Annotated in this window: 11 protein-coding genes, 2 tRNA genes and 1 pseudogene; 5 read left to right on the forward strand and 9 right to left on the reverse strand. The window is 63.5% G+C overall.

Features of this window, described 5'->3' with window-relative positions; all coding sequences use genetic code 11:
• Window positions 1–877, forward strand: an 877-nt coding sequence (gene rbsK, locus ENZ74_RS07275) for a ribokinase (RefSeq protein ID WP_127312711.1), incomplete at its 5' end; no start/stop codon positions are given.
• A 145-nt stretch (window positions 878–1,022) separates the two neighbouring features.
• Here rbsK and ENZ74_RS07280 read toward each other — a convergent pair.
• Window positions 1,023–1,099: transfer RNA gene (locus ENZ74_RS07280), tRNA-Asp, on the reverse strand.
• 216 nt (window positions 1,100–1,315) lie between these two features.
• Here ENZ74_RS07280 and ENZ74_RS07285 point away from each other — a divergent pair.
• Window positions 1,316–1,391: transfer RNA gene (locus tag ENZ74_RS07285), tRNA-Val, on the forward strand.
• Here ENZ74_RS07285 and ENZ74_RS07290 read toward each other — a convergent pair.
• From ENZ74_RS07290 to ENZ74_RS07315, 6 genes are all read right to left on the reverse strand, one after another.
• Entirely contained in the window at window positions 1,379–2,062 is a 684-nt protein-coding gene (locus tag ENZ74_RS07290; protein ID WP_063167794.1) for a GNAT family N-acetyltransferase, read from the reverse strand. The two genes, ENZ74_RS07285 and ENZ74_RS07290, sit on opposite strands and share 13 nt — an antisense overlap.
• Window positions 2,059–2,829: an SDR family NAD(P)-dependent oxidoreductase gene (locus ENZ74_RS07295; protein ID WP_063167795.1), complete on the reverse strand. Its 771-nt coding sequence runs from the start codon at window positions 2,827–2,829 to the stop codon at window positions 2,059–2,061. Before ENZ74_RS07295 ends, ENZ74_RS07290 begins: the two co-directional genes overlap by 4 nt.
• A 13-nt stretch (window positions 2,830–2,842) precedes the next feature.
• Entirely contained in the window at window positions 2,843–3,838 is a 996-nt protein-coding gene (locus ENZ74_RS07300) for an ABC transporter permease (RefSeq protein ID WP_127312712.1), read from the reverse strand.
• A gap of 145 nt (window positions 3,839–3,983) precedes the next feature.
• Window positions 3,984–5,024, reverse strand: coding sequence for a sugar ABC transporter substrate-binding protein (locus ENZ74_RS07305; RefSeq protein WP_127312713.1), 1,041 nt, complete (start codon window positions 5,022–5,024; stop codon window positions 3,984–3,986).
• A gap of 39 nt (window positions 5,025–5,063) precedes the next feature.
• Window positions 5,064–5,828, reverse strand: a complete 765-nt coding sequence (locus ENZ74_RS07310) for an ATP-binding cassette domain-containing protein (protein WP_063167797.1) — start codon at window positions 5,826–5,828, stop codon at window positions 5,064–5,066.
• Entirely contained in the window at window positions 5,825–6,991 is a 1,167-nt protein-coding gene (locus ENZ74_RS07315; RefSeq protein ID WP_063167798.1) for an ROK family transcriptional regulator, read from the reverse strand. The genes ENZ74_RS07310 and ENZ74_RS07315 overlap by 4 nt, the downstream gene beginning before the upstream one ends.
• A 221-nt stretch (window positions 6,992–7,212) precedes the next feature.
• Here ENZ74_RS07315 and ENZ74_RS07325 point away from each other — a divergent pair, with 221 nt between their 5' ends.
• Window positions 7,213–8,391, forward strand: a complete 1,179-nt coding sequence (locus ENZ74_RS07325; protein WP_063170211.1) for a M24 family metallopeptidase — start codon at window positions 7,213–7,215, stop codon at window positions 8,389–8,391.
• The gene (locus ENZ74_RS07330) at window positions 8,378–9,607 is read left to right on the forward strand and encodes an amidohydrolase (protein WP_063167799.1); all 1,230 of its coding nucleotides are present in this window, start codon (window positions 8,378–8,380) and stop codon (window positions 9,605–9,607) included. Before ENZ74_RS07325 ends, ENZ74_RS07330 begins: the two co-directional genes overlap by 14 nt.
• A gap of 49 nt (window positions 9,608–9,656) precedes the next feature.
• Here the strand turns inward: ENZ74_RS07330 and ENZ74_RS07335 are convergent, their stop codons facing one another.
• Window positions 9,657–10,961, reverse strand: a complete 1,305-nt coding sequence (locus ENZ74_RS07335) for a M23 family metallopeptidase (protein WP_063167800.1) — start codon at window positions 10,959–10,961, stop codon at window positions 9,657–9,659.
• 150 nt (window positions 10,962–11,111) lie between these two features.
• Window positions 11,112–11,579 (reverse strand): peroxiredoxin, encoded by a 468-nt coding sequence (locus tag ENZ74_RS07340; RefSeq protein WP_063167801.1) that lies wholly within the window; start codon window positions 11,577–11,579, stop codon window positions 11,112–11,114.
• A gap of 95 nt (window positions 11,580–11,674) precedes the next feature.
• Here ENZ74_RS07340 and ENZ74_RS07345 point away from each other — a divergent pair.
• A pseudogene (locus ENZ74_RS07345) lies at window positions 11,675–12,485 on the forward strand (hypothetical protein); the annotation flags it as partial.

Genomic DNA, 12,485 nt, shown 5'->3' on the forward strand with positions numbered 1-12,485 from the left:
CTACAGGGCGCAGCGGCAGCCGCGCATGGGCGAAACGATCCTCGGCACATCCTTCACGCTGGGTCCCGGCGGCAAGGGCTCGAACCAGGCGGTGGCCGCCGGCAAGCTCGGCGCCGACGTCACCTTCCTCACCCGCCTCGGCGTAGACCCCTTCGCCGACATGGCCAGGCAGACCTGGACGCAGGCGGGCGTCAAGGATGCCGTCATCGACACGCCGGAAAGCTACACCGGCGCGGCCTACATCTTCGTCGAGGAGACCACCGGCAACAACGCCATCATCGTCAGCCCCGGTGCTGCCATGCTGATCTCTCCAGCCGATATCGAAGCCAATGCCGCATTGATCAGCAATGCCGGCGTCTTTGTCACGCAGCTCGAACAGCCGATCGAAGCAGCCATGCGGGCGTTGGAGATCGCGCGTGGGGCAGGGGTGACGACGATCCTCAATCCGGCCCCTGCGGCAAAGCTTCCCGACCGCATCTACACGCTCTGCGACTACTTCACACCCAACGAGACCGAGACGGAGGAACTGACCGGGATGAAGGTGTCCTCGGTCGACGAGGCGCGAGCCGCTGCGGACAGTCTGCTCGAAAAGGGCGTCGGCACAGTCATCGTCACGCTCGGCGACAAGGGCGCGCTTTTGCACTCGAAAAATCGCTCCGACCATGTTCCAGCCGTCAGTGCCGGCCCGGTGGTCGAAACCACGGGGGCAGGCGATGCCTTCAATGGCGGGCTTGCGGCAGCACTTTCGAGGGGCGTGGAACCGCTGCAGGCGGTGCGCTTCGCTTGCGCCGTCGCCGGAATCTCGGTGACCCGGCCAGGGACTGCGCCATCCATGCCGACGCTGCAGGAGGTCGAGGCGCTGCTGGCGAGAGGATGATCTTGCGCGGCAAGACGTCTGCACGGGCCGAACGGACCTGAGTGACCTCAGGTCTCTTGGACCTCAGGTCTCTTGCAAGACAACATTTTTGACAATCAATGTCGACATTTCTCCAAAGCCAAGGGCTTGATACCCTTGAGAGAAATGGCGCGAGTGACGGGGCTCGAACCCGCGACCTCCGGCGTGACAGGCCGGCACTCTAACCAACTGAGCTACACCCGCGCATGGCGAACACGTGTCAGCCGTGTTCGTCGTTGGGGCGCTGGATAAGGGGTTCGCCACCGGGTGTCAAGCGCACCAAACCATCATAACAGCAAACAGGAGAAGGTTTTTTGACAGCCGGCGTTTTGTTGGCAAAACCGGCATCCAACCAGGGCGTCCTGCGCTCATTTGGCCTTGCGAAGCGGACCCTGACCGCTTAAAGGTCCGGCCCGGAGCGGGCGATTAGCTCAGTTGGTAGAGCGCTTCGTTTACACCGAAGATGTCGGCGGTTCGAGCCCGTCATCGCCCACCATTCACACGATCTCCGGTGCGCACGATCTCCGGTGCGGTTGTCAGCCGTTTGGCGACATAGATGCTGTGGTCCGGCAATCCCGGCTCCCGCAACACCGCGAATCCGATGGCCCTGTAGAAGCGCAGCGCGTTGTGATTGTCCGGCATCACTTCGAGGCAAAGCCCGCGTGAACCGAGCGCGGCGAGCCTTTGCTCGAGAAAAGCCATCGCCCGCCGGCCGATGCCTTTGCCACGCGCTTGCGACAAAAGGTCGATATGACCGTGCGAAGGGTAGGCAGCCAGGGCCGGCGGAATGGTGAAGTCGCGATGATGGATCTGGTGGCGAGCCCAGTCGCTGCCGCTCCAGCGTGCGCGGTCGGGTCCGGGATCGGTCACCTGCGCGCGAAGGCGCGGATACCACTTTGCTGCCAGGCCTGCATTGAAAGCCTTTGTGTCTTTTGCACCCAGCAGATAGCCCGCGGCGCCCGTTGGCCCATCGACGATGAAAGCGAGGTCGGGCTCCAGCACCTGGTAGGGGATGGTGTAGATCTGGCCCAACAGATCCGGAGCGTCTTCGCGACCGGTTGCATCCTGGCCGGCATCACCGGTCTTGAGGCAGATCATGGCAAGTGCTGGATGGTCGGCCTCGGTCGCCTGGCGCAGGAAGAAGCCATCGCCGAAATCGATGATCATGGCGGAACGAGCCGGAAATCGCTGCCTTCGGGCAGCAACTGGCCACCATCGACGACGATGGTCGTGCCGGTGATGTAACTGGCATCGTCCGAGGCGAGGAACAGGAAGGCATTGGCGACGTCGCGCGGGCTGCCGAGGCGGCCAAGCGGGATGGAATCCTCCATGTTCTTGATGAACGCCTCGCCGCGATGCAGCTCGATCGCTTCGGTCAGGATGTTGCCGGGCTCGACGCCGTTGACGGTGATGCCGTAGCCGGAGAATTCCAGTGCCGCGGCGCGGATGAAGCCGTTGATGCCGGCCTTGCTGGCCGAATAGTGGCCATGGCCCGGGCTGGTGACATGCGGACCGGTGATGGAGGAGGTGTAGAGCATGCGGCCGAAGCGTTGCGCCTTCATCGGCACCAGGGCCGCGCGGCTGGCATTGAAGGTGCCGCGCAGATTGACCGCCATGACGCGGTCCCAGTCGTCGGCGCTGGTGTTCTCGATCAGCTGCCAGGGATAGATGCCCGCATTCTGCACGATGATGTCGAGACGGCCATGCTGCTTCAGCGCCAGCGCCACGGCGGCCTTGGCGTCGCTCATTTGCGAGATGTCGGTGCGGATGAAGGGGACGCCCAACTCGCCAGCGGTCGCTTGCCCGGCCTCGACTTCGGTGTCGGCGAGCACCAGCCGCGCCCCCTCTTCGGCAAAGCGGAGCGCAATGCCCTTGCCGATGCCGCGGGCGGCGCCGACGATGAGCGCCACCTTGTCTTTTAGCCGTCCTGTCATGCGAGCCGTCCTGTCATGCGAGTCTTTGGCGAATGGTTTGCTTGAAGGCGTCGAGCAGCACCGCGGCCAGCACCAGCAGGCCATGAATCACCTGGGTGAAATTGGCCGGCAGGCCCATCAAATTGATCGCCGTGTTGATGGCCGAGAGCAAAAGCACGCCGGCATAGACGCCGGGGAGGGTGCCGACGCCGCCTTTGAGGCTGACGCCGCCGATGACGACCGCGGCGAAGGCGTTGAACAGCAAGCCGACGCCGAGATTGGCGGTGGCGCCCGACGTGCGGATCGCCAGCAGCCAGCCAGCCAGGCCGGCGCCATCGCCGGCGAGCACGAAGGCGATGATGAGATTGCGGTTCACCCGGATGCCGGCGCGGAAGGTCGCCGTCTCGTTGCCGCCGATCATCACCAGATGCCGGCCGAGCGGCGTCTTGGCCATGATCAGCGAAAAGACCACGAAACAGCCAACCGCGATCCAGGCGGTGAGCGGCAGGCCGACAAGGCGCTGGATGCCGAACCAGCGGATGGCCGGCGCCAGGTCCTGCGCCGAGCGGCCGCCCGACACGACCAACACGAGGCCGCGCACCCAGATGTAGGACGCCAGCGTGATGATGAAGGCGCTCATCTTCACCTTGACCACCAGATAGCCGTTGAAGGCGCCGATGAGACCCCCGACTGCCAGCGCCAGCAGCAGCGAAACCGGAACCATCAGCCACTCGGGATGCAGCTGCACGCCCATGCCGATGCCCGACGAGCAAAACAGGATGCCGACCGCCATGGCGCTGAGCGCTGCGACGGATTCGACCGACAGATCCATGTGACCGGCGATGATCACCAGCGCCAGGCCGATCGACATGACGCCGAGCACGCTCGAAGCCTCGATGATATTGGCGAAGATGCCGAGCTGAAAGTAGTTCGGGACGAAGATGGAGAAGACCACCAGCACGAACAGCAGCATGAACCAGACGAGGTTGTCGAGTACGAACTCCAGGGCTTTGCGTGTGCGCGGGTTCATGGGTTGATCCGGTTGGCGCCCCCGCGAAATCAACTCGATTTCGTCGGGTTCAGGCGCGGATTCAAATTCGCCACGGCATCCTTTCGGACGCGGCGGTGTGAAAGGCAGGCTCCGGGCCGCTACGGCCCGGAGCGCTTTCAGATGACTATTCGACCGACTTGACGGTGTCCGTCGGCGGCTTCTGGTTGCCCCAGAAGGCCGGATTATCGACGTTTTCCTTGGTGATCGCTGCACCGGGGATCTTGATGTTCGGACCCCAGGCTTCCTTGGTCACGGTCGATTTCAGGCCGAGCACGTCGTATTCGCCGGGCTTGATTTCCTGCTTCTTGACGATCTTGTCCATGAACATGGCGACAGCCGCGGCCTGCGCGTAAAGCGGCTGCTCGATTTCGGCGTTGAGCCAGCCCTTGCGGATCAGGTCGAGGCCGACCGGAGCGCCGTTCGAGCTCATCAGCATGACGTCGCCCGGCTTCTTGCCGGCCGCCTCGAGCGAGGCGACGGCGGCGACCGATAGGTGCGCGGCATGGCTGAAGATCAGGTCGATGTCGGGGTTGGCCAGCATCTGGTCGGCAACGATTGTGCCGGCATTGCTGGCTTCCCATTGCATGGCCGGAAGCGAGATGATCTTGACGGCCGGAAATGCCTTCAGCTTCTCCTCAAAACCCTTCTGGATGTCGAGCGTGTAGGGATCGCCGGGGTCGCCGAGCACCTGCAGAACCTTGCCCTTCACCGAGCCGTTCTTGGCTTTCAGCAGCTTCTCGGCCTGATCCGCGGCGACGTAGCCGATCTCGACCGTTCCGGCGACAGAGGTGAAGTCGGACGGGGTCGAGGTGATCTGGCGGTCGAACTCGACCACCGGGATGCCGGCGGCGCGCGCGGCTTCGATGGACGGTTTCAGCGCATTGAAGTCGACTGCAGCCAGGATGATGGCCGCCGGCTTCAGCGCGATGACATCGTTCATCTGCGATTGCTGGGCGTCGGTCTTGTTGTCGGCGTTCAGCGTCTTCATCTCGTAGCCGGTCTGCTTCAGGAACAGTTCCAGCGCGCTCACCGAGCCGGTCTGGAACTCGTCCAGCAGGGTCGGCACCATATAGTAGACGATACCCTTGGACTGGGCGAATGCCGGCGTGAGCGTGGCAAAGGCCAGTGCAAGGATACCGAAGACAGCAAGAAGTATTCGCTTCATGTCGTTCGCTCCTCTTAAGCCGGACCCCTCTTTTGTCCCTCAGCCTGTCGGTCCGGCACCGGCAAGCGTCTCACCGGTGATCATGTTGATCACCGCGTCGGGACTTGTTTTATTGCGTGCGACATCGCCGGCCACGACGCCCTGGCGGATCACCACGATCCGGTCGGCGACCTGAAAAGCCTGCTGCATGATATGGGTGATGATGACGACGCCGATGCCCTGGTTGGCCACCTGGCGGATCATGTCGAGACCGCGCCGCGTCTGTTCGACACCGAGGGCGGCGAATGGTTCGTCGAGCAGCACCAGCTTGCCGCCCCAGTGCACGAAGCGGTTGAGTTCGATGGCTTGCCGCTGGCCGCCCGAAAGATGCTCGACATTGGCGCGCAGCGAGGGAATGCGGGTGCCGGCATTGGCCAGCGCCTTTCCGACGACGGCTTCCATGGCGCGCTCGTCAAGCACGGGAATGCCGAGAAACTTGCGGGTGATCTCGCGGCCCATGAAGAAATTGGCGACCACGTCGACGTTGGTGCACAGCGAGAGATCCTGGTAGACGGTCTCGATGCCGGCCGCCTTGGCCTCGGCCGGTGATTTGGCGAGGAATTCCTTGCCCTCGAACAGCATGCGGCCCGATGTCGGCTCCAGTCCGCCTGATATGATCTTCACCAGTGTCGATTTGCCGGCGCCGTTGTCGCCCAGCAGCGCCACGACCTCGCCCTTGTCGATCGAGAAGCTGATCCCCTTGAGCGCTTCGATCGCGCCATAGTTCTTGGTGACGTTGTCGAGCACCAGCAGGGGTTCACTCATGCCGCAATCTCCCTGCCTTTGAGAAGGTCGCGCTCGCGTTCGCGTTCGGCCGCGAACATCTGCCCGAAGCGAGGTGACAGAACCCCGGAAACCGCCAGGGCGGCGGCGCCGCGCAGCACGGAATGCTGTCCGCCGCGCGCGACCACGACCCTGGGCGTCGTGCGGTCCTTGCGGGCCGAGACGGAGTTGTGCAGGCCTGCGGCCGAACCAGCCAGCATTTCGAGCAGGTCGGTGGATGCCAGCCCGCCGAGGATGACCGTCTCCGGGTCGAACAGGTTCTCGATGACGGCGACGGCGTTGTGAAAGATCGGTGCGACTTCGGCCACCCAGTCGGCCTCGCTGCCGTTCCAGCGCCGGAGCGCCTCGAGCGACAAATATCTTTCGAGGCAGCCGCTGTTGCCGCACGGGCAGGCCTCGCCGCCGGGAATGACGGGAATGTGTCCGATCTCGCCGGCATTTCCCCAGGCGCCGCGCAAGGCGCTGCCGTCATGAACCATGACGCCGCCAAGGCCGACGCCGAAATAGAGATAGTAATATTCGGAAAACTGGGCGCCGAGGCCATAAAGGCGCTCGCCCATGGCGGCCGCGGCCATATCGGTTTCAAAGAAGGCCGGCAATCCGGTGGAGGCCGCCAGCCGTTCGCGCAGCGCGACATCCTTCCAGCCGGTCATGGTGGTCGGCCCCACGAAACTCATGGACTCCACGTCGAATGGGCCGGGCAGGGCCATGCCGACCCCCAGCACCCGTCCGCCAGCCCGCAGCCGGGTCAATTCCACCACCATCGCCCCGATCAACTCGAAGGCGCGGTCCGGCGTCGCGTTCGGCGCTTCGCGGTAGATGCTCTCGATCACGTCGCCGCTCAGATTGATCAAGGCGGCGCTGATACCAAGCGGAGTGATGTGGATACCCACGGCATAGCCGCCCTCGGGGTTGATCCGGAGCGTCGCCGGCGGCAGGCCGCGCCCCCTCGGCTCTTCGCGCAGCGACAGGATGTAGTCCTGATCTTCCAGTTCGCGAACGATGGTCGATACCGTCTGGACGGTGAGGCCGACGCGCCGGGCGATCTCGCCGCGCGCGATCGGCCCGTGCAGGCGGATGGACTCAAGCACGATGCGCCGGTTGTATGGCCGCCCGAACTCCTGATTGGTCCCCCGCAGTGCCATGCCTTGCGCCCCTTAGGAGAGGATAGCTTGGCACCGCTTATTTATTCAGTCAAATGGAATTCAAAAATAAATGATAATGAAACACAAATCTTGGGAAGGCCGGGTATGGACGTACCCGATTCAGGACCTGCCCACACGCCGCCCTGGCCGATTGCCGCCATGGCGAAACCTCTTCAATGGTGAGCGAACCCGCGACCGTTGATGACAAAGCAGGAGCAAAGATGATCGAATTGCCGTTTGCCCGCGACGAGTACCGACAGCGGCTTCGCAAGATCCGCACCGAGATGGCCAAGCGCGGTCTCGAGCTTCTTGTCGTCAACGACGTTGCCAACCAGCATTACATCACCGGTTATGACGGCTGGTCGTTCTACACGCCGCAAATGGTGCTGGTTCCAATCGAGGAGGTCGAGCCGGTCTGGATCGGGCGCGCCATGGATGCGGCCGGCGGTCTTCTGACAGCCTGGATGAAACCGGAAAACGTGGTCGGCTTTCCGGAAGACCATGTCCAGCGAGGCGATCGCCATCCCATGGACTGGATTGCGAACTGGATTGTCGCCAAGAGCTGGGGGAGTCGCCATATCGGCATCGAACTCGAAGCCTATTATTTCTCCCCCAAGGCGCACGCCCGGCTTGTCGCCGGACTTCCCAATGCAAAATGGCACGATGCCGACCTGCTGGTGAACTGGATCCGGGCGGTCAAATCGGCGCCGGAGATCGCCTATTTGCGCAAGGCATCGACGCTCGCCGAAGCTGCCGTCACGCGAGCCTTCGAGGTGATCGCGCCGGGCGTTCGCGAATGCGACGCCATCGCCGCCATCCAGGCGGCGCAGATCGCGGGCAGCCCGGATTTTGCCGGCGACATCACAGCGCTTCCGCCGACAATCCTCGGTGGCGAGAATGCCTCGGCGCCGCACATCATGTGGAGCGACAGGCGGTTTGGAGAAAACGAGACGATTGCGCTGGAACTTGCCGGCGTTTGCCGCCGCTATGCCGCCGGCCTCGCCAGGACCATGCAGCTTGGCAAGACGCCGACAAATGTCTCGGATACCGCCAAAGCGGTGATCGAGGGCATGGACGCGGTGCTCAACGCGGTCAGGCCGGGAACGACTGCCGAAGCGGTCGAAGCTGCCTGGCGCAAGGTCATCCAGCGCTACGGACTGAAGAAGGAATCGCGCATCGGCTACTCCATCGGCGTCGCCTATCCGCCGGATTGGGGCGAACACACGATCAGCCTCAGGCCGGGCGACAAGACGGTGCTTGAACCGGGCAACGTCGTTCATTCCATCCTTGGCATGTGGATGGACGGCTGGGGCATCGAGGTCAGCGAGACCATCCTGGTCACCGAAACCGGCCACGAGACCCTGACGAAGTTCCCGCGAGAGATCCATGTCAAATCCTGAGGGTTCGGCCACGGCGGGTGGTGTTGCGAAAACCGTGACGACCGATATCGACGCCGGAATTCTCGACCGGATGATCGAGGTCCGTCGCCATCTGCACCGCAATCCCGAGCTTTCGAACCAGGAGGCCGGCACGCAGCGTTACCTCAGGCAGATGCTGGTGGATCAGGGAATCGTCGACATTCGCGACGTCGCCGGCTTTGGCCTTGCCGTCGATATTGTCGGCGCCGGCAGGCCGTCAAATCGAAAGATCGCCATTCGCGCCGACATCGATGCCTTGCCGATCGAGGAGGAGTCCGGCGTCGATTATGCATCGACGAATCCAGGTGTGATGCATGCCTGCGGTCACGACGCCCATGCATCGATGGCTTTCGCGGTGGCCGCGCATCTTCACCAGTCGCGGGACAGTTTTGGCGGTACCGTTCGCCTGATCTTCCAGCCGGCGGAGGAGGACGAACCGTCGGGCGGCAAGCGGGTGGTGGAAGAGGGGCTTCTCGACGACATCGACGCCGCCATCTGCGTCCACGTCGATCCGTACACACCGACCGGCAAGATCGCCGTCGGCTCCGGTCCCTACACTCTGGCCTGTGACACGTTCGATGTGGCCGTCATCGGCTCGGCGGCACACGCGGCAAAACCGCATGAAGGCGTCGATGCGTTGGCCGTGGCTTGCTCCCTGGTGAGCGAATTGCAGAAGATCGTTTCGCGCGAGACCGATCCGTACGATCCGCTGGTGATTTCCGTGACTGCCATCAATGGCGGCAACGCCTACAATGTCACAGCCGGCAGGGTCACGTTGAAAGGCACCATCCGCAGCGGCAGCGATGCAACCCGCGAGCGGGCCTGGCACCGCGTTCGTACGATAGCCGAGGGTATGGCGACGAGCCACGGCGCGCGTGTCGAGGTCGACATCCACAAGGGCGAACCCGGCGTCGTCAACGATGTCGAGATGACAGAGCTGATTGCCGCCAGCGCCAAGGCCTGCATCGGTGCCGACAACGTCCTCAACACGCCCGGATGGACGATCGCGGACGACTTTGGCTACTACAGCGAGAAACGTCCTTCGGTCTATTTTCGGCTGGGAATCCGGAACGAGGAGATCGGATCGGTCTTTCCGCTCCATCACGCCCGGTTTCGTGTCGACGAGGCCGCGTTGAAGGTCGGCGCGACCACCCTGGTTGCGGCAGCGACGGCGTTTCTGTCTACGGGAGCGCCTTAGTCAGCCATCATGATGGTCATCGGCGCATGGGGCAGGAGCCTGGGATCGCTTACAGATACTGGGCGACCTTCTTGCCGACCGTGAGGAAGCGCAAGGGATCGATCGCTTCGCCATTGTGGCGGACTTCGTAGTGCAGATGCGGGCCGGTCGAGCGGCCGCTGCTGCCGGTCTTGCCGATGACGGCGCCGGCGTCCAGTTTCTCGCCGACGGTCACGTCGATCTCGCTGAGATGCCCGTAACGTGTCGCAAAACCATTGCCATGGTCGACTTCAACCATGCGGCCATAGCCGCCGTTCCAGCCGGCCTTGGTGACGGTGCCGGGCGCCGTGACCTTTGCGGCCATGCCGATCGGCGCCCTGAAATCCATGCCGGAATGCAGTGCCGCGGTGCCGAGGATCGGGTCGGTGCGCACGCCGAACGGGCTGGTGACGGAGTGGCCCGGCGCGGGGTTGGTCAGCGGCAGCTGGCGCGCTTCTTTCTTGAGATGGTCGAGCGCGTCAAGCGCTTCGTCCAATTCCTTGACCTTGCTGTCGAACATCATCGAACTGTCGAGCGGGATCAGCGGTCCGCCGACGTCGCTGTCGCCCTTGCCGAAGTCGCTGTCGACGGGCAGTCCGGCCGCCTCGAGCGCCTGGGTGATGGCATCGGCGCTCTTATAGGCATTGTCGGCAAGCGTGCTGATGCGGGTCAGTTGATCGCTCTCGATGGATTTCAACGACTGGTTGATCGAGACGAAGAGCTTGTCGGCACGATCGGCGGCTGAATCATTGGGCAGCGGATCGGAGCGGGTTGACCACAGCGAGAACGGCCTTGTGTCGCCGGCGCCGAGATCGGCGCTCAGGCTGGCGACCGCATAATTCCGCGCGGGCTCCTTGATGCTGCCGGTCACTTCGGCGCGTTTGTCCGGCTTCGCAGCCGCTGCCGGATCTTCGGCCGGCGCTGCGCCGACCTCGCTCTCGGCGCGTTCGAGCAGCGGACCAAGGCGGCCATGACGCTGGCTCAACTGGCTCTGGCGTTCAAGCAGTTCGCTGACCTTGGTTTCCATCAGCTGCTGGTCGAGCAACTGGCGGCTGGTGATGCGGTCGACCTGGGCGCGAAGCGCCGAAATGCGATCTTCATAGGCTTGCTGCATGCGCGCCTGACGCGCCGTTGTGGCGCCGATCAAATCGTCGCGCAGCACGAGATAGGAGGTGGCCATGAGGTAGCCGACGGCAATGGCGGCCAGCGCCGAGCCGATAAAGGCCGCCAGCCACGGTCGGATCGTAAAATGCCTGATCTCGTTGCCCCGGGCGATGATGACCGTATGGGGCTCCTTACGCTTGCCGAAGACTGCGGACTGACCGGTTGCGTTCACGGGACCAAGCTTTCGTTTACGACACCACGACAGCTTGATTACACATTATTAGGGTTAACAAAGGCTTGCAGCGATAGCTTGCTCGCAGCGATTGCCCGCCAGGCGTGCGTAAGGTTGCAAGGGAACCTGGGCCAGCCTCGCCGGCAAACCTCAAAGCGCTCGAACGGCCTCGAGCACCTCTTCGGCATGGCCCTTGACGCGGACCTTGCGCCAGATCCTGGCGATCCGCCCGTCGCGGCCGATCAGGAACGTCGCGCGCTCGACGCCCATATACTTGCGGCCATACATCGATTTCTCGACCCACAGATGGTAGGCCTCGATCACCGTGCGCTCCTCGTCGGCGGCGAGGTCGATGGTGAGATTGTATTTCGACTTGAACTTGTCGTGCTTCTTGACGGGGTCGGGCGACAGGCCGATCACCACGGCGCCGGCCTTCTCGAACTCCGGCTTCAACTGCGAGAAGCTGATCGCCTCCTGCGTGCAGCTTGTTGTGTCGTCCTGCGGATAGAAATAGAGCACGATGGGCTTGCCGGACGATGCGGCAAGGCTGACCGATCCGCCGCCGTCCCGCGGCAGGTCAAATTGCGGCGCAAGATCGCCTACGTCGAGGTCAGCCATACCGATGCCCTTGTTTGAGGTTACGCGCGAAGCCACACCGATATAGTGTCGGACGGGGATTCGTCCACGATCGAGTTCGTACAACGGAAAATTGCGTGGATCAGGAGCGACCGCAGCACGAGAAGATCCGGTTCAGGCGTGATGAGATCACCGACCTGGGGACCTTTCCGTCCGCCTGCCGTGTGCCGCCGCTTGGTCAGGCGTCGATCGGACGCGGTTTTCGCATCCTGTCGCGACTGTTCGCCGGTCTGGTCGCTTTCGTGCTGCTGGCCGCCGTGCTCGTTTATCTGGTTGGCGCCTCCGGCATCGGAGCCGACCGGCTTCGCGCCGAGGCGGAAACGGCGCTTGAGAAACTGGCGGGCGTCGATGTCAATGTCGCGGTCGGGCCTGCCCGCATCACGCTCGACGGTTCGAGTTTCATCGCGCTTCAGGTCAGCGACGTCAGCTTGAAGACATCAGACGGCAAGCCGATGGCCGATGCCGGCCGCGTGCGCTTCGGCGTGCGTCTGTTCCCGCTGCTGTGGGGAGATGTGCGGCTGACCAGCGCCAGGATCTCGGATGCCCGCATCGTCGTGGCGGCGATGCCGTCAGGCGGCGACTGGACCGCCGGCCTGCGCAATGCGGACGGCCTCATCGATCCGGAGAAGCTGTCCGCCGCGGTGTTCGGAAACATCAACCACGCACTCGATGCCGTGCGGGAGGATTCGCTGCGTCGCATCGATCTTCGCAATGTCGAATTCGTGCTGCCCGAAACCGGAGCGATCAAGCTCGTCAAGATCACCGACGCCACCGTCGTGCAGTCGGGACCGGGCGGCATGGAGTTTTCCTCGAAGGCGGACATCGACGGCAGGACGCTTACGGTTGCCGCTACCGCCACCCGTGATATCGCGGCGCACCGGGTCACGG

It is taken from the genome of Mesorhizobium sp. M7A.F.Ca.CA.002.15.2.1 (assembly GCF_003998715.1).
Lineage (GTDB): Bacteria > Pseudomonadota > Alphaproteobacteria > Rhizobiales > Rhizobiaceae > Mesorhizobium > Mesorhizobium ciceri.

Bases quoted from the DNA above. Each gene is read 5' to 3' on its own strand.
- ENZ74_RS07295 (WP_063167795.1), bottom strand. From the start codon at position 2,829: ATGACAGGACGGCTAAAAGACAAGGTGGCGCTCATCGTCGGCGCCGCC.
- ENZ74_RS07315 (WP_063167798.1), bottom strand. From the start codon at position 6,991: ATGGCACTGCGGGGGACCAATCAGGAGTTCGGGCGGCCATACAACCGG.
- ENZ74_RS07310 (WP_063167797.1), bottom strand. From the start codon at position 5,828: ATGAGTGAACCCCTGCTGGTGCTCGACAACGTCACCAAGAACTATGGC.
- ENZ74_RS07325 (WP_063170211.1), top strand. From the start codon at position 7,213: ATGATCGAATTGCCGTTTGCCCGCGACGAGTACCGACAGCGGCTTCGC.
- ENZ74_RS07290 (WP_063167794.1), bottom strand. From the start codon at position 2,062: ATGATCATCGATTTCGGCGATGGCTTCTTCCTGCGCCAGGCGACCGAG.
- ENZ74_RS07340 (WP_063167801.1), bottom strand. From the start codon at position 11,579: ATGGCTGACCTCGACGTAGGCGATCTTGCGCCGCAATTTGACCTGCCG.
- ENZ74_RS07305 (WP_127312713.1), bottom strand. From the start codon at position 5,024: ATGAAGCGAATACTTCTTGCTGTCTTCGGTATCCTTGCACTGGCCTTT.
- ENZ74_RS07330 (WP_063167799.1), top strand. From the start codon at position 8,378: ATGTCAAATCCTGAGGGTTCGGCCACGGCGGGTGGTGTTGCGAAAACC.
- ENZ74_RS07300 (WP_127312712.1), bottom strand. From the start codon at position 3,838: ATGAACCCGCGCACACGCAAAGCCCTGGAGTTCGTACTCGACAACCTC.